The following is a 15936-nucleotide window of genomic DNA, read 5'->3' as shown; positions in this document are numbered from 1 at the left end:
GTGCAGGGGACGCTGCAAGTACGTCCCTGTAAGCTCGGTCGCCGCATCCATGCGGCTCACGCCCCTGCACGGCCCACCCGCCCCGCCTCGGACAGGTTCCCGCGTGCGGCCGGCCACGGAGTGAAGAAGGAAAAGCGAAAAGCGGGTCGCTTCGCTGCGCTTGCTGGGAGCGGAGCATGGCTCCGCTCTACAGAATCATTCATTCCGGAACATTCGTTCATGAGAACGTTTCATCCACGCATGGCGTGGATCCACCGGACGCACCGGGATACTGTCAGGGGCGGGGAGGCATGGGTTCGCGGGGGTGTTCGCGGCATGGCGCGGCCAAGCCTCCAGGGATGGATTCACGGCGTCCCCCGCGAACCCATGCCTCCCCGCCAAGCCCTCAGCCCAGCCGTTGCCGTTGCCGTTGCTCCGGCTTCAAAGGCGGGTGCAGGGCGGCAGGCCCTGCAATGCAAAACCTCTTACTTCCCCCGCAGGCGGCTGTGCCTGAAGCCGTAGCAGAAATAGATCACGAAACCGACGAAGGTCCAGACGCCCATCAGCATCCAGTTGTGCATCGTCATCGCCGACAGCAGCGCCAGGCAGCTGAGCACCCCCAGACTGCAGATCAGCCACGCCATGGGCATGCGGAACGGGCGCGGCAGGTCCGGCTGGGTGCGGCGCAGGATCAGCACGCCGGCGCAGACCGCCGCGAACGCAATCAGCGTGCCCATCGAGGTCAGCTCGCCGAGAATGTCCAGCGGGAACAGCGCCGCCAGCAGCGCGATGCCGATGCCGGTGATCACCGTGTTGATGTGCGGGGTGCGGTACTTCGGGTGGATCCTGGTGAACACCGGCGGCAGCAGGCCGTCGCGGCCCATGATCATGAAGATGCGCGGCTGGCCGATGATCATCACCAGTACCACCGAGGACAGGCCGACCAGCGCGCCGACTTCGACCACCCAGCGCAGCCAGTCCAGCTGCGGGTGTGCCGCCACCGCGGTCACCACCGGCTCGTCGGTGCCCAGCAGCTGGAACGGCACCAGGCCGGTCAACACCGCCGCCATTGCGATGTAGAGCACGGTGCAGATCACCAGCGACAGCATCATGCCGATCGGCATGTCACGCTGCGGGTTCTTTGATTCCTGCGCCGCCACCGATACCGCTTCAAAGCCGATGTAAGCGAAGAACACCATCGCCGCGCCACGCAGCACCCCTTCCATGCCGTACCTGCCGGGGCCTTCGTTGGCCGGAATGAACGGAGTCCAGTGGCTGGTATCAACGTATTTCCAACCGACCACGATGACCAGCACGATCAGGCCGGTCTTGAGCACGACCATTGCCATGTTCATCGCCGAGGACTTGCTGATGCCGACGTAGCACAACCAGGTCAGCAGCAGCACCAGCGCGGCCGCCGGCAGGTTGGCGATCGCGCCGGTGGGGCGCAGCTGTGCGTCCAGTGGCGCACTGACCAGCGCGGCTGGCAGATGGATGTCAAACTGGCTGAGCAGGCTGAGGAAGTAGCCGGTCCAGCTGACCGCCACTGCCGAGGCGGAGACGCCGTACTCGAGCACCAACATCCAGCCGATGAACCAGGCCGAGAGCTCGCCGAAGGTGGCGTAGGTGTAGGTGTAGGCGCTGCCGGAGACCGGCACCATCGAGGCAAATTCGGCGTAGGCCAGCGCGCAGAAGGCGCAGCAGATCGCGGCCAGCACGAACGACAACATGATCGCCGGTCCGGCGTGGTTGGCGGCGGCCTGGCCGGTGATGACGAAAATGCCGCCGCCGATCACCGCGCCGATGCCGAGGGCAGTCAGGCCCCAGGGACCGAGGTGGCGGCGCAGGCTCAGGCCGTTGGCGTCTTCATGGGCGGCATGCGGGTGCTTGGTGGCCCACAGTTGCTTGAACATGTGTGGTGGTCTTGTCGAAGCGCGCCAGGACCGGCGCGCGGGGAATACGGACGGGCCGGCGCGAGGCCGGCCCGTAGGCGGATCAAGGCGACCTGGCGAGCTTGCTGTTGCGCATGCCGTAGCCGAGGTAGATCAGCATGCCCAGCACGGTCCAGCCGACGAACAGGTGCCAGTGCACCACGAATGCCTGCCAGAACAGGAACAGGCAGGCCGCGGCGCCGAGCGGGCAGATGATCCAGACCGCCGGCACGCGGAATGGGCGATGGATCTCCGGCTTGGTATAGCGCAGCACCAGCACGCCGATGCAGACCGTGGCGAAGGCCAGCAGGGTGCCCATCGACACCAGTTCGCCCAGCACGTTCAGCGGCACCAGGCCGGCCAGAGCGGCGGCAACGACGCCGACCACGATGGTGGCCCAGTACGGGGTGCGGAAGCGGGCATGGACCTTGCCGAAGAACTTCGGCAGCAGGCCGTCACGCGAGATGGTGTAGGCGATGCGGGTCTGGCCCATCATCATCACCAGCACCACCGAGGACAGGCCGGCGATGGCACCGACCTCGACGAAGGTCTTCAGCCACGACAGGCTGGGGTAGGGCTCCAGCGCGGTCGCCACCGGCTTGTCGGTGCCCAGCAGGTGGTACGGCATCATGCCGGTCAGTACGGCACAGACGATGATGTAGACGATGGTGCATACGGCCAGCGAGCCGAGCAGGCCGATCGGCATGTTGCGCTGCGGATCCTTTGTTTCGCCGGCGGCGGTGGAGACCGCATCGAAGCCGATGTAGGCGAAGAACACGATGGTGGCCGCGCGGAAAATGCCGCTCCAGCCGAACTCACCCGGCACGCCGGTGTTTTCCGGGATGAACGGCTGCCAGTTGGCGGGGTCGATGTGGGCCGCGCCGATGCCGATGAACAGGCAGATGACGGTGACCTTGATCGCCACGATGATCGCATTGACGAACGCCGATTGGGTCACGCCCACGTACAGCAGGCCGGACACCGCCGCCACGATCAGCACCGCCGGCAGGTTGAACAGCTTGCCGGAGGCCACGAACTCGCTGCCGGTCCAGGCAATGGGCGCGGCGCTGAGCAGGTCCGGGAAGGGCATGTGCAGCGTGGTGGTGATGAAACTGATCAGGTACGCCGACCAGCCCACCGCGACCGAGGCCGAGGCGAACAGGTATTCCAGCACCAGGCACCAGCCGATGAACCAGGCCATGCCTTCGCCCAGGGTGGCGTAGGAATAGGAATAGGCGCTACCGGAGACCGGCATCATCGCCGCGAACTCGGCGTAACACAGGCCCGCCAGGGCGCAGGCGAAACCGGCCAGCACGAACGACAGCATCACCGCCGGTCCGGCGTGGTTGGCGGCGGCCTGGCCGGTGAGCACGAAGATACCAGCGCCGATCACCGCACCCACACCGAGCAGGATGAGGTGTTTAGCCGTGAGGGTCCGTTTCAACGTGGCTTCGCCGTCCAGGCTGCCTTCGATGGGTTCGCCAGCATCGACGTGCCCGGCCGGTTGGACCGGCTTGACCCTCAACAGAGCTTTCAGCATGCAGTACTTCCTAGTGATCGGATGGGGTGGGCCGCCGATACGTTGCCGGCAGCCCGAATGGTGAAGGCCGCGCGAACGGCCCGCTGTACCTTAGCCAAAGCTGAAGCCAACGCACAAGCGCAATCGCAACAATGAACGGCGATAATGGGCAGTATTTTTCCGGACTGCCCCCATTCATGAGCCAGACCGCCGAAACCCTTGCCACGCTTGACGATCGCCTGCGCAGCCTGCTGCGGGACTATGCGCACCTCGAGCCTGACCACCACGCCTTGGCTGCCGAATTCAGCACATTGCTGGACGATCCTGAAAATGCGTTCCGGCGTGAACGGCTGGCCGGCCACTTCACCGCCAGCTGCTGGCTGGTCAGCGCCGATGGCCAGCGCCTGCTGCTGACCCACCACCGCAAGCTGCAGCGCTGGCTGCAGCTGGGTGGCCACGCTGACGGTGACCGCGACCTGGCCCGGGTGGCACTGAAGGAAGCCGAGGAAGAATCGGGCCTGAGCGGCCTGGTGCTGGAAGATTCCGCCATCTTCGACCTGGACAAGCACTGGATTCCCGAGCGCAAGGACGTACCGGGCCACTGGCACTACGACGTGCGTTTCGTGATCCGTGCAGTCGGTGGGGAGGACTTCGTGCTCAGCGAGGAATCACTCGACCTCGCCTGGCGGCCGGTGACCGAGGTCGCGGCCGACCCCGAATCGGATGAGTCCATGCAGCGCATGGCGCGCCGCTGGTTGGCGCGGTAGCAACCTGTAGAGCCGAGCCGATGCTCGGCTCAGTGCGGGCCGGAACCGCAGCCGAGCATGGGCTCGGCTCTACAAGTGCATGGCGGGATCCGCGTCAGTACAGGATGCGCGTCCGCAGCGTTCCCGGAATCGCGGCCAGCTCCTCGCGCACGGCGGCGGCCTGTTCCTCGCTGGCGGTGATGTCGATCACCACGTAGCCCACCTTCGGGTCGGTGCGCAGGAACTGGCCGTCGATGTTGACGTTGTGGCGCGAGAAGATCTCGTTGACCCTGGACAGCACGCCCGGCACGTTCTGGTGGATGTGCAGCAGGCGCAGGCTGTCTTCATGTTCGGGCAGGGTCACTTCAGGGAAGTTGACCGCGGACAGGGTGCTGCCGTTGTCGCTGTAGCGCACCAGCTTGGCGGCCACTTCAATGCCGATGTTGTCCTGCGCTTCCAGCGTGCTGCCGCCCACGTGCGGGGTCAGGATCACGTTGTCGTGGCGGGTCAGCGGCGATTCGAAGATATCGCCGTTGCCCTTCGGCTCGACCGGGAACACGTCCAGCGCGGCACCACCGACGTGGCCGCTGGCCAGGGCTGCGTCCAGCGCATCGATGTCGACCACGGTGCCGCGCGCGGCGTTGATCAGGTGCGCGCCCTTGCGCATCTTCGCCAGCTCGGTGCTGCCGATCATCCATTGCGTGGACGGGGTCTCCGGCACGTGCAGGGTGACGATGTCGGCGCGCGCCAGCAGGTCGTCCAGGCTGGCCGCAGCACGGGCGTTGCCCAGCGCCAGCTTGGTTTCCACGTCGTGGAAGATCACCTGCATGCCCAGCGATTCGGCCAGCACGCCGACCTGGGTGCCGATGTGGCCGTAGCCGATGATGCCCAGGGTCTTGCCACGCACCTCGTGGCTGCCGCTGGCCGACTTCGACCAGCCGCCGCGATGGCATTCGGCATTCTTCTGCGGGATGCCGCGGGTCAGCATGATCGCCTCGGCGATCACCAGCTCGGCCACGCTGCGGGTATTGGAATAGGGGGCGTTGAACACCGGGATGCCGGCCAGCTCGGCCGCGGCCAGGTCCACCTGGTTGGTACCGATGCAGAAGCAGCCCACCGCGATCAGGCGCTTGGCCTCGGCCAGCACGTCGGCGCTGAGCTGGGTGCGCGACCGGATGCCGACGATGTGGGCTTCGGCGATACGCGCCTTCAGTTCATCCTCGGGCAGCGCCTTGGTGTGCGCTTCGATCTGGCTGTAGCCGGCGGCGCTGAACACCTCCACGGCGGTCTGGCTGACCCCCTCCAGCAACAGCACGCGGATATCCTGCTTCGGGAACGAGGTCTTCTTCGGCGACATGGGGCGACACGGCCAGTGGGACAGGGGCTGACCACTATGCCAGATCGCAGCGTCCATGGTGCAGTGCGCAATTGGTTGCATCCGTAGCTATCTGGGCCGGGGCGGGGCTGGACGCTGGCGCGCGCCACTGGCACGCTTGCCCGCTCTTCACGCACCACGCTGGCCCGTCATGACCGATTCCCGCATTGCCTCGCTGCAGCAGGCCTGTCCCGGCCTGAAGCTGAAGACCGACCCGGCCGACCTGGAGCACTATGGGCGCGACTGGACCCGGCGCTGGACGCCGGCGCCACTGGCGATCGCGCTGCCGGCCACGGTCGAAGAAGTACAGGCGGTGATGCGCTGGAGCGCCGCGGAAGGCGTGGCGGTGGTCCCGTCCGGTGGCCGCACCGGCCTCTCCGGTGGCGCGGTGGCCGCCCATGGCGAGCTGGTGCTCAGCCTGGAACGGATGAGCAAGGCGCTGGCCTACGATGCGGTCGACCGCACGCTGGTGGTGCAGGCCGGCATGCCGCTGGAGGCGGTCCACAACGCGGCGCTGGAGCATGGCCTGATCTACCCGGTCGATTTCGCCGCACGTGGCTCCTGTTCGATCGGCGGCAACATCGCCACCAACGCGGGCGGCATCCGCGTGATCCGTTACGGCAACACCCGCGAATGGATTGCGGGGCTGAAGGTGGTCACCGCCAATGGCGAGCTGCTGGAACTGAACAAGGGGCTGATCAAGAACTCCAGCGGTTATGACTTCCGCCAGCTGCTGATCGGTTCGGAAGGCACCCTGGGCGTGATCGTGGAGGCGACGTTGAAGCTGACCGACCCACCGCCGGCCAGCAACGTGATGTTGCTGGCGCTGCCCAGCTTCGAGGTGCTGATGCAGGTATTCGCGGCGTTCCGCGCGCGGCTGCAGCTGCAGGCGTTCGAGTTCTTCACCGACCGGGCGCTGGCGCATGTGCTGGCGCACGGCGAGCAGGCGCCGTTCGACGAGGTGCACCCGTACTACGTGGTGACCGAGTTCGCGGCCAACGATGAAGCGCAGGAGGCGGCCGCGATGGCGGCCTTCGAGGACTGCATGGGCAACGGCTGGGTCAGCGACGGCGTGATCAGTGCCAGTGACGCCCAGGCCGCCCAGCTGTGGCGCCTGCGCGAAGGCATCACCGAATCGCTGGCGCGCTACAAGCCTTACAAGAACGACGTCTCGGTGCGGATCTCGGCGATGCCGGCATTCCTGGCCGAGACCCAGGCGCTGATCGGCACGGCGTATCCGCACTTCGAGGTGGTCTGGTTTGGGCACATTGGCGATGGCAACCTGCATATCAACGTGCTCAAGCCGGACGGTACCAGTGATACCGATTTCGTGGCGCAGTGCGAGCATGTCACCAAGCTGCTGGCGCAGGTTCTGGCCCGCTTCGACGGCAGCATCTCGGCCGAGCATGGCATCGGCCTGGTCAAGAAGGGCTACCTCGGCAGCACCCGCAGCCCGGCCGAGATCGCCCTGATGAAAGCGGTCAAACGCGCGTTCGACCCCCAAGCGCGGCTGAATCCCGGCAAGCTGTTCGACACCTGAGCCGGGCAAAACGACGGCGTACCCGCTACGCTCCCCGCATTCCTCACAACCGGCACCGACCCGATGACCCGTCCGCTTCTACTGCTTGCCCTGCTGTCCCTGCCGCTGGCCGGCGTTGCTTCCAGCTTTGCCGGCACCTCGGCCGGTTCCGCCTCGGGCGCTTCCTCCGCTTCCTCGGGCAGCAGCTCGGGTGACGACAAGGTGGTGCTGGCTGCGCGCGATGACGCGGCTGCGTTCGTCGCCAGCGATGGCCAGATCCGTGGCGCACGCCTGCAGGCGGCATTGGCTCACCTGCGCGAGCAGAGCACCGCCGCACAGCAGCGGAGCGATCTGGAACTGGCCCGCGCGCTGCTGGCACGTTGACCCCGGCCGCATGACCCCCGCGTTGAATGCCGCCGGGCACGGCCCGGCGCTACCGAAACGCGGGTGGTGGCTGGGTGCGCTGGCGCTGGTGGTGTGGCCCACCGCCCACGCGACCGACCGCCTGCTGCTGGACCCGGCGGGCCTGGATCCTGCACAACAGCAACTCGCCGGGCAGACCCTGGCCGACGTGCAGTCGCTGCTGCCGGAAGGCCTGCTGCGTGCGTTGCCTGCGCAGATCCAGGTGAGTTGGCGCGATGATCTTCCGGGAGACGTCCATGGCCGGGCCTTCGCCGACCGCATCGCACTGCGCCGCGACCTGCTGGACGACGAGGTGCCCGGCACCCGCCGCGCGCGCCGCAGCGCGCTGGTGCACGAACTGACCCATGTTGCTGACCGTGCGGGGGCGAACTGGTCGCGCAGTCCGCGCTGGCGCGACCTGGCCGGCTGGCAGCGCAGGCCGTGGCGTTTCGGCCGTGGCGGCAACGATTTCCGTGACCGCAGCCCCGATGCCTATGAACTGAAGGATCCGGCCGAGTACCTGGCGGTGAACGCCGAGCATTTCGTGCTCGATGCCGAGTTCGCCTGCCGGCGTCCTGCGCTGGCGCAGTGGTACCAGGTGCATTTCGGCACGCCGCCATCGCAACCGCAACCGCATTGCGCGGCGACGCTGCCATTGCTGCAGGCCGAACCGGAGGAGGGCGCTGCATCGCTGTTGCAACTCGATCCGTCGCGCGTCTACGCCGTGGACTATCTGTTCGCCGAAGGCAGTGCCCAGCCGATGAGCCGCTGGGGCCACAGCATGCTGCGGCTGGTGCTCTGCCGGCCGGGCCGTGCGCCGGGGCCGGACTGCCGGCTGGACCTGGAGCATCATCGGGTGCTGTCGTTCCGCGCATTCGTTGGCGATGTGCAGATTTCCAACTGGCGCGGGCTGAGCGGTGGCTATCCCTCGCGCCTGTTCGTGCTGCCACTGCAGCAGGTGGTGGACGAGTACACCAAGGTTGAATTGCGCGGACTGCAGTCGCTGCCGCTACGACTGGATCGTGATGAGATCGCCAGCCTGCTCGAGCGCACCGCGCAGGTGCACTGGAGCTATGACGGGCGCTACTACTTCATCAGCAACAACTGCGCGGTGGAAACCGCCAAGCTGCTGCAGGCCGGTGTGCCACGCCTGGGGCAGGCCGGCCTGGCGCAGCTGAGCCCGCGCGGATTGAAACGCCGGCTGGCACGCCTGGACGTGCTCGATGAGCAGGTGCTGGCCGACCGCAGCGCGGCACAGGCGCAGGGCTACTACTTTGCCTCTGCCCGTGACCACTACCAGCAGTTGTTCAATGTGGTGGCCGCACAGCTGGAGCTACCGGTGCGCGATGTGCGGGGCTGGCTGGAGCTGCCTGCCCGCCAGCGCGCACCCTGGCTGCTGCAGGGCGACCTGCGCGCGAGCGCCGGCATGCTGCTGCTCGAACAGGCCGCGCAACGACGCGCCGAGCTCCGCGCGCGCGATGTGCTCAAGCGGCGCCTGCTGGCGGCGCCGGAAAGCGCCGAGACCCGGAGTCTGCGTGGGTTGCTGGAGCAGGGCGGGCAATGGCTGCGCCCGGGCATGCTGCTGCCGGACGGCGGTTACGGGTTGCCGCTGGCCGATGAGCAGGCCTTGCTGGCCGGGGCGGTGTCCGCCGCCAGTGCCCAGGCGGTACCCGCGTGGCAGGCCCTGCGCGTGCAGCTGCGCCAGCAGTTGCCGGCGAGCCAGCGCGACGCGCTGGATGCCATCGATGCCAACCTTGCCCTGCTTGGCACGCACCTGCGGGAGCAGGCGGCGGCACCGGCTACTGGCGCGGCAGTTCGATGACGAAGCGGCTACCGCCGGCGCTGCCCTGCCTGCAGTAGACCTGGCCACCATGTGCATCGGCGATGGCCTTGACTACGGCCAGGCCGAGCCCGCTGCCACCCCCCTGCCGCGAACGCGAGCCGTCGGCGCGCATGAACGGAGTGAAGATATCCGCGTGCAGCTCCGGGTCGATGCCCGGGCCCTCGTCTTCGATCGCCACCTGCACATGGCCGGGTGTGTCGTGCACCGCAATCCGCACCCTGCCCGGGCTGGCGTAGCGCCGCGCGTTCTCCAGCAATGCCAGCAGGGCCTGGCGCAGACGGGTGGGGTCGCAGTGTGCGTCGTGTTCCTCGCGGCTGGTTTCCAGCTCCAGCACGAAGCCGGCGGCGCGGAACTGCGGGTCGACCAGGGTCATCACCGAATGGACTTCGGCCACCACGTCGGTACGGGCGCGGCGCACGTCCAGCCGCGCGTTGTCGGCCAGGCTCAGCACGCGCAGATCCTCGATCAGGCGTGACAGCCCCTCAACCTGGGCCAGCAGGCTGCGGAACTGCGACTCGTCGGGATGGAACACGCCCTCGGCCAACCCCTGCAGGCGGCCGCGCAGGACCGTCACCGGCGTGCGCAGCTCGTGCGCGATGGCGGCATGCCACATTGCGCGTTCGCTCTCCATGTGCTGCAGGCGGCGCGCCATCGCGTTGAAGTCCTCGACCAGCGTAGCTACTTCGCCTGGGGAGTTCTCCTCGACGCTGGCTCGCGCGCTGAGATCGCCGCTGGCAAGCGCGCGCACGCTGTCCACCAGCGAGTTCAGAGGCGAGAGAATGCGATGGGCCAGGCGGAAGGAGGCGGCAATGGCCAGTGCCAGTCCGGTCAGGATCACCCCGACCATCCACGCCAGCTCCGGCCCGGTCGGCAGCCAGCTCTCCGGTTCCTCGGTGCTGCCGGGGAAGAACTCGACCAGCACGGCGTACAGCAGCCATGACGACAGGATCATCATCACGATGACGCCGATCACCATCAGCGACATCGACACAATGATATGACGGCTCAATCCAGAACGGCGCAGGGTGCCCATCAGCGGTCGGCCATCAACCGGTAGCCGACGCCGCGCACGCTGGCGGGCACATTGAGCAGGCCGACCTCGTCCAGCTTGCGGCGCAGTTTGCTGACATGGCTGTCGACGGTGCGCTCCAGCGCCTCGCTTTCAGGCAGGCATTCATGCATCAGCTCGCTGCGGCTGAAGATGCGGGTCGGCGCCAGCGCCATGCAGTGCAGCAGCTTGAACTCGGTCAGGGTGAGCAGCACTTCATGGCTGTAGCCGTCGCCTTCCACATGCACGGCATGGGTGGCCGGATCGATCAGCAGCGGGCCTGCGCGCAGCGCGCTCGGTGCATCCACGCGCGAGGCACGCAGCGTACGCCTCAGTACAGCGCGCACGCGTGCAGCCACTTCGGCGGGATTGAACGGCTTGACCACGTAGTCATCGGCGCCCATCCGCAGTGCGGTCAGCTTGTCCAGATCCTGGTCGAGCGCGGTCAGCATGATCACCGGCGTCTCACCCCGCTGGCGCAGCTGGGTCAGCACGCTCCAGCCGTCCAGTCGCGGCAGCTGCACGTCAAGCAGGACCAGGTCGGGGCGGGCGCTGCGGTGCAGGTCCAGCGCGCTGTGGCCATCGCCGGCGCGCAGTGTGCGCAGTCCTTCGCGTTCCAGATAGGCGGTGAGAATATCGGCGATCTCGGCCTCGTCCTCGACGATCAGGACGAGGGCGGCCAGGGCAGGGGCGGCATGCATGCAGGGGCGGAGCCTCAAGGTGCTTGCCTCCATCGTATCTCCACACTCCCTCCATCGAAACCCCATCATCGCCGCGCACACTGCGCGCCTCAGAACCTATCCGCCGCCTGCGCGGCATTGTGCACAGCAATGAGAACCTTCAGGACTCCGGTCGCGTTGATCGCGGCCCTCGCCCTGGCCACGACGGCCTGTTCCCCCCCCGAAGCCACTCCCGATCCTGCACCGCGCGTCAGCGTGGTTACCGCCGGCCCGCGGATGGTGCAGCGCGATGACGAACTGCCTGGCCGCGTGGCCGCCGTCCGAACCGCGCAGATCCGCGCCCAGGTGGGTGGCATCGTGCAGCGCCGCCTGTTCGAGCAGGGGGCCGAAGTGAGTGCCGGACAACCCTTGTTCCAGATCGATCCGGCGGCGTTCCGGGCCGACGTCGATTCGGCGCTCGCCGCGCTGCAGCGCAGTGAAGCCGCGCTGGCCCGCAGCCGCGTGCAGTCGCAGCGCCTGCATGCGTTGGCCGCCGCGCAAGCGGTCAGCCAGCAGCAGCGCGATGACGCGGACGCCGAGTACGTGCAGGCGCGTGCGGCCGTGAACGAGGCACGCGCGGTCCTCGCCCGTCGCCAGCTCGACCTGCGCTACGCCACGGTCAGCGCGCCGATTGCCGGCCGCATCGATCAGGCACTGGTCACCGAAGGTGCGCTGGTCGGCGTTGCCGATGCCGAGCCGATGGCCGTGGTGCAGCAGATCGACCAGGTCTACGTCGACGTGCGCCAGCCCGCCGCGCAGTTGGCGTCGCTGCAGCGCAGTGCTGCCGGACGCGGTGAGCTGCCGGTGACGATCATCGGCCCGGCCGGCCAGCCGCTCGCCGAGCGCGGCCAGCTGCTGTTCTCCGGAATCAACGTGGACGCGCGCACCGGGGACGTGATCCTTCGCGTCCTGGTCGGCAATCCGCATCGCCAGCTGCTGCCCGGCATGTACGTACGCGCACGGGTACCACGTGGTGCCCCGGCCACTGCGTTGACCGTACCGCAGCAGGCCGTGCTGCGCAGCGCCGGCGGGCAGGCCTATGCGTGGGTGATCGCCAACGACGGCAAGGCGGTGATCCGCACGCTGGAGGTCGATGGCAGCGTCGACCGCCAGTGGCTGGTGCGCACCGGCCTGAAGGCGGGTGAAAGGGTAGTGGTTGAAGGCCAGGAACGCTTGCAGGAGGGCGTAGCGGTTGATGCGCGCGACTGGCAGGGGCCGGTCGCCGGCGCCGGTGCAATGCAGGCCGGCAGCAAGGGCTGAGGCCCCCCGGGCCGGCCCCTCCAGGAAAATCCAAAATGGCACGTTTCTTCATCGATCGCCCGGTGTTCGCCTGGGTCCTGGCGATCTTCATCATCCTGGCCGGCGCATTGGCGCTCCCGCGCCTGGCCGTGGAGCGGTATCCGGCGGTCGCACCTCCCAGCGTCAGCATCTACGCCAGCTACCCGGGTGCGAGCCCGCAGACGCTGAATGATGCGGTGGTCGGCCTGATCGAGCGCGAGCTGTCCAGCGTCAAGCACCTGCTGTACTTCGAATCGTCGGTGGACACCTCCGGCGAAGCCTCGATCACTGCGACCTTCAAGCCGGGTACCGACCCGGAGCTGGCGCAGGTGGACGTGCAGAACCGGATCAAGGCGATCGAGCCGCGCCTGCCGCGCAGCGTGCGCCAGAACGGCCTGTTCGTGGAAGCCGCCGATTCCGGCTTCCTGATGCTGGTTGGCCTGCGTTCGCCTGATGCCAGCGTCAGCGAGGCGGCGCTGGGGGACTTCATGGCACGCAACATCATCGAAGAGCTGCGCCGCATCGAGGGTGTCGGCCGCGTGCAGCTGTTCGGCGCCGAGCAGGCGATGCGCGTGTGGCTGGATCCGACGCGGTTGACCGGCTACGGGCTGAGCATGGGAGACGTGGCCGCCGCCATCGAGCAGCAGAACCTGGAGATCTCACCGGGGCGCATCGGCGATTCGCCAAGCGTGCCGGGCCAGCGCATCAGCGTGCCGCTCAGTGCCGATGGCCAGCTGTCCACGCCGGAACAGTTCGCGGCCATCGTGCTGCGCGCAGGGGCCGACGGTTCACGCGTCGTGCTGGGTGACGTCGCCCGCGTCGAGCTGGGTGCGCAGAGCTATGCCTGGGGCACCCGCGAGGATGGCCATCCGGCCACCGCTGCCGGTGTACAGCTGCGCCCGGGCGCGAATGCGGTGCGTACCGCCGCTGCGGTGCGCGAGCGCATGGCCGAACTGGCACCGCTGCTGCCGCGAGGGGTGGAGTCGAGCATCCCGTTCGACACCGCACCCTTCGTGAAGATCTCGATCCAGAAGGTGGTACAGACGCTGCTGGAAGCGATGCTGCTGGTGTTCGCGGTGATGTACCTGTTCCTGCAGAACTGGCGCTACACGCTGATTCCGGCCATGGTCGCGCCGATCGCACTATTGGGTACGTTCGCGGTGATGCTGGCGCTGGGCTTCTCGATCAACGTGCTGACCATGTTCGGCATGGTGCTGGCGATCGGCATCATCGTCGACGATGCGATCGTGGTGGTCGAGGGCGTGGAACGGATCATGGCCGAAGAAGGGCTGCCACCGCGCGAGGCCACCATCAAGGCGATGGGCGAGCTTACTGGCGCGGTGATCGGCATCACCCTGGTGCTGACCGCGGTGTTCATTCCGATGGCGCTGGCCAGCGGTTCGGTGGGTGCGATCTACCGCCAGTTCACCGTGGCGATGGCGGTGTCGATCCTGTTCTCGGCCGTGCTGGCGTTGAGCCTGACGCCGGCACTGTGCGCGACCCTGCTGCGCGCGAACACGCGTGGGCACCATGGCCGTGGCGGGCTGTTCGGTGCATTCAATCGTGGTTTCGGGAAGATGACCGGGCGCTACCAGCGCGGCGTGGCCTCGGTGCTGCAGCGGAGCGGGCGGGTGATGGGCGTGTTCGCCGCACTGGTGGCGGCGTTGCTGCTGGGCCTGCACTGGCTGCCGGGCGCGTTCCTGCCGGAAGAGGACCAGGGTTACTTCATGACCTCGATCCAGTTGCCAGCCGAAGCGACGGCCGAACGCACGCTGGCGGTGGTAGAAACCTACGAACGGCACGTGGCCTCGCGGCCGGGCATCGGCTCCAACCAGTCGATCCTTGGCTACAGCTTCTCCGGGTCCGGCCCGAGCGCGGCGCTGGCCTACACCATGCTGAAGGACTGGGGCGAGCGCGCAGGTGCCACTGCGGCCGGTGAAGTGGAGGCCGCGCAGAAGGCAATGTCCACGGTCGCCGAGGGTGAAGTCATGAGCGTGATGCCGCCGGCCATCGACAGCCTTGGCCGGTCGTCCGGCTTCTCGCTGGCCCTGCAGGCGCGCACCGGGCAGAGCCAGGCGGAACTGCGCGCGGCGCTGCAGCAGCTGTTGAAGCTGGCCGAGGCCAGCCCATTGCTGTCGGAGGTGCATGCCGATGGCCTGCCGGCCGGCACCAGCGTGCAGCTGGACATCGACCGTGCCAAGGCCGAGGCGATGGGGGTGGGCTTCAGCGACATCAGCAACACCCTGTCGGCAGCAATGGGCTCGCAGTACGTCAACGACTTTCCCAACAAGGGGCGCTTGCAGCAGGTGATCCTGCAGGCCGACGCGCCGCACCGGATGGAGCTGGATGACGTGCTCAGGCTGTACGTGCGCAATAGCGAAGGCGGCATGGTGGCGCTGTCCGAACTGGTGACCCCGCGCTGGACCGAGGCGCCGCTGCAACTGCAGCGCTATCTCGGCTTCCCAGCGTTGAACCTGTCCGGTGCACCGGCTTCCGGCGTATCGACCGGCCAGGCCATGGCGGAGATGGAGCGATTGGCGGAGAAGCTGCCATCCGGATTTGCCCTGCAGTGGACCAGCCAGTCGCTGCAGGAGCGCGAGTCGGGGCAACAGGCGCCATGGCTGTTGTTGTTGTCGATGCTGGTGGTGTTCCTGGTGCTGGCGGCGCTGTACGAGAGCTGGTCGATCCCGCTGGCGGTGCTGCTGGTGGTGCCACTGGGCCTGCTCGGTGCGGTTGCTGCCGTGTTGTTGCGCGGTATGCCCAACGATGTGTTCTTCAAGGTCGGCATGATCACCGTGATCGGGCTGTCGGCGAAGAACGCGATCCTCATCGTCGAGTTTGCCCGCCAGTTGCAGCAGCAGGGCCGCGGCCTGGTCGAGGCCGCGTTGGAAGCGGCGCGGCTGCGCCTGCGGCCGATCGTGATGACCTCGCTGGCGTTCGCGCTGGGCGTGGTGCCGCTGATGCTGGCGCAGGGCGCGTCGAAGGAAACCCAGCAGGCGATTGGAACCGGTGTATTCGGCGGCATGGTCAGTGCGACCGTGCTGGCGGTGTTCTTCGTGCCGGTCTTCTATGTAGTGGTGCAGGGCGCGTGGCGGTGGATCGCGCAATGCCTGCGCAGGCGCCGGCCGATGCCGGAAGGAATCGTGGATGGAACGGAACATCGTTGAAGATCTGCACGCGCGGCAGTTGATGGCGCTGGAGCAGCGCTTGTGCACGGCGCTGCTGGAGCATGACCAGGATGCGCTGAGCGTGCTGGTATCGCCGGCATTGTTCATGATGGACGGGCAGGGCGGGCGCATGCTCGATCTGCCATGGCTGGGCGACTGGCTGGCAGGAAACCTGCAGGTGCGGAGCCTGCAATCGTGCGCGGTGGAAACGCTGCTGTGTGGCCGCCTGGCGTTGCTGTCCAGCGACGTGCGGTTGTCCGTGCGGCAGCAGGACCGGGAGCGCGAGCTGGAACTGCGCCTGTTGCGGGTGTGGACCTGCAGCTCCGGCGGAAGCGGCGCACAGCTGCTGGCGATGGCGGTGCTGGCCGCGTAAGCGCGGTCAGGCCGCTTTCAGGCCCCGCTCACCGTCA

12 protein-coding genes are annotated in these 15936 nt (G+C 67.7%); 7 read left to right on the top strand and 5 right to left on the bottom strand.

Going from position 1 to position 15936, the window contains the following annotated elements; translation table 11 throughout:
- Positions 1 to 464: 464 nt before the first annotated feature.
- Complete coding sequence (locus A9K58_RS07380) at positions 465 to 1892, bottom strand: amino acid permease (RefSeq protein WP_065198733.1); 1428 nt, start codon at positions 1890 to 1892, stop codon at positions 465 to 467.
- Positions 1893 to 1974: 82 nt separating this feature from the next.
- Entirely contained in the window at positions 1975 to 3450 is a 1476-nt protein-coding gene (locus A9K58_RS07375) for an amino acid permease (RefSeq protein ID WP_065198732.1), read from the bottom strand.
- Between the two features lie 131 nt (positions 3451 to 3581).
- Here A9K58_RS07375 and A9K58_RS07370 point away from each other — a divergent pair, with 131 nt between their 5' ends.
- Entirely contained in the window at positions 3582 to 4196 is a 615-nt protein-coding gene (locus A9K58_RS07370) for an NUDIX hydrolase (RefSeq protein WP_081283999.1), read from the top strand.
- 94 nt (positions 4197 to 4290) lie between these two features.
- Here the strand turns inward: A9K58_RS07370 and serA are convergent, their stop codons facing one another.
- The gene (gene serA, locus A9K58_RS07365; RefSeq protein ID WP_065198730.1) at positions 4291 to 5532 is read right to left on the bottom strand and encodes a phosphoglycerate dehydrogenase; all 1242 of its coding nucleotides are present in this window, start codon (positions 5530 to 5532) and stop codon (positions 4291 to 4293) included.
- Between the two features lie 169 nt (positions 5533 to 5701).
- Between serA and A9K58_RS07360 the strand changes: the two genes are divergently transcribed.
- The 3 genes from A9K58_RS07360 (at position 5702) to A9K58_RS07350 (ending at position 9293) form a co-directional block, all read left to right on the top strand.
- Positions 5702 to 7090, top strand: a complete 1389-nt coding sequence (locus A9K58_RS07360; RefSeq protein WP_065198729.1) for an FAD-binding oxidoreductase — start codon at positions 5702 to 5704, stop codon at positions 7088 to 7090.
- 63 nt (positions 7091 to 7153) lie between these two features.
- The gene (locus A9K58_RS07355; protein ID WP_065198728.1) at positions 7154 to 7453 is read left to right on the top strand and encodes a DUF2388 domain-containing protein; all 300 of its coding nucleotides are present in this window, start codon (positions 7154 to 7156) and stop codon (positions 7451 to 7453) included.
- A gap of 10 nt (positions 7454 to 7463) precedes the next feature.
- The gene (locus A9K58_RS07350; RefSeq protein WP_065198727.1) at positions 7464 to 9293 is read left to right on the top strand and encodes a DUF7844 domain-containing protein; all 1830 of its coding nucleotides are present in this window, start codon (positions 7464 to 7466) and stop codon (positions 9291 to 9293) included.
- Here the strand turns inward: A9K58_RS07350 and A9K58_RS07345 are convergent.
- Together A9K58_RS07345 and A9K58_RS07340 are read right to left on the bottom strand one after the other, a co-directional pair.
- Positions 9271 to 10347, bottom strand: a complete 1077-nt coding sequence (locus A9K58_RS07345; RefSeq protein ID WP_065198726.1) for an ATP-binding protein — start codon at positions 10345 to 10347, stop codon at positions 9271 to 9273. The genes A9K58_RS07350 and A9K58_RS07345 overlap by 23 nt on opposite strands.
- Positions 10347 to 11063 carry a response regulator gene (locus A9K58_RS07340; RefSeq protein WP_196769164.1) on the bottom strand — a complete coding sequence of 239 codons (717 nt, stop codon included), beginning with the start codon at positions 11061 to 11063 and terminating at the stop codon, positions 10347 to 10349. The genes A9K58_RS07345 and A9K58_RS07340 overlap by 1 nt, the downstream gene beginning before the upstream one ends.
- Positions 11064 to 11192: 129 nt before the next feature.
- On the opposite strand from A9K58_RS07340, the gene A9K58_RS07335 reads away from it, so the two are divergent.
- From A9K58_RS07335 to A9K58_RS07325, 3 genes are read left to right on the top strand one after another with little or no spacing between them, the layout of a single operon-like run.
- Positions 11193 to 12341 carry an efflux RND transporter periplasmic adaptor subunit gene (locus A9K58_RS07335; protein WP_065198724.1) on the top strand — a complete coding sequence of 383 codons (1149 nt, stop codon included), beginning with the start codon at positions 11193 to 11195 and terminating at the stop codon, positions 12339 to 12341.
- Between the two features lie 35 nt (positions 12342 to 12376).
- Positions 12377 to 15526, top strand: a complete 3150-nt coding sequence (locus A9K58_RS07330) for a multidrug efflux RND transporter permease subunit (RefSeq protein ID WP_065198723.1) — start codon at positions 12377 to 12379, stop codon at positions 15524 to 15526.
- Positions 15507 to 15899 carry a nuclear transport factor 2 family protein gene (locus tag A9K58_RS07325; protein ID WP_065198722.1) on the top strand — a complete coding sequence of 131 codons (393 nt, stop codon included), beginning with the start codon at positions 15507 to 15509 and terminating at the stop codon, positions 15897 to 15899. The genes A9K58_RS07330 and A9K58_RS07325 overlap by 20 nt, the downstream gene beginning before the upstream one ends.
- Positions 15900 to 15936: the final 37 nt, after the last annotated feature.

Origin of the sequence: Stenotrophomonas maltophilia (genome assembly GCF_001676385.1) — a bacterium.
Lineage (GTDB): Bacteria > Pseudomonadota > Gammaproteobacteria > Xanthomonadales > Xanthomonadaceae > Stenotrophomonas > Stenotrophomonas maltophilia_J.
Note: the sequence above shows the minus strand (reverse complement) of the source record. Positions and strands in the feature narration are given on the sequence as shown.